Annotated in this window: 1 protein-coding gene; it reads left to right on the top strand. The window is 49.6% G+C overall.

Going from position 1 to position 788, the window contains the following annotated elements:
• Nucleotides 1–788: IS4 family transposase (locus ACLRGG_RS21305; RefSeq protein WP_416251574.1), on the top strand; the 788-nt coding region annotated here is incomplete at both ends.

Raw genomic sequence — 788 nt, forward strand, 5'->3', positions numbered from 1 at the left:
GGTCAATCCCTTTACTTAGCTGTATAGCCCCGTCAGAGAAACAGCAGAACTCGCAAATACAGAAAGACTTTCATGATGCTCTTGCTGACGCTGTTAATCCTGGAGCCAGGGTCATCATCGTCACTGATGCAGGCTTCCAGAATGCCTGGTTCCGTCATATTAAATCACTGGGCTGGGATTTTATAGGCCGTATCAGAGGCAATATCCAGATGCGGCTGGACGGCAAGGGGGAATACTGGTACAGGCGTCAGGAGTTACAGGCCAGCAGCAGACCGGAATATCTGGGGCCAGGAACACTTGCCCGCTCAGAATATGCCCGGTGTGATGGTCATTTTTATCTGCATAAAAAAGAGCCGAAAGGCAGGAAACATCGACACTCGCGGTGTCGCATAAAGCGCAAATCTCAGGTGAAGGACGGGCGTTCATCAGCAAAAGACCCATGGCTTATCTTTAGCAGTACTGATGACTTTAAACCACGTGAAATCATGAAGTTGTACAGTCGCAGAATGCAGATAGAGCAGAACTTCAGGGATGAAAAAAGTGAGCGCTTCGGGTTCGGTCTGCGTGCCAGTTACAGCCGTTCGGCTGGAAGAATGCTGGTACTGAGTCTGCTGGCGACGCTGAGTACAATCGTACTGTGGCTTATTGGCTATCACGCTGAAAATAAAGGGTTACATCTTAGATACCAGGCCAACAGCATTAAAACGCGGCGGGTAATCTCGTATCTGACGTTAGCGGAGAATGTCTTACGGCACTCCCCGCTAATTTGTAAGCGTCCAGTCAGCACC

Origin of the sequence: Erwinia sp. PPS120 (genome assembly GCF_047918655.1) — a bacterium.
Taxonomy (GTDB): Bacteria; Pseudomonadota; Gammaproteobacteria; order Enterobacterales; family Enterobacteriaceae; genus Erwinia; species Erwinia tasmaniensis_A.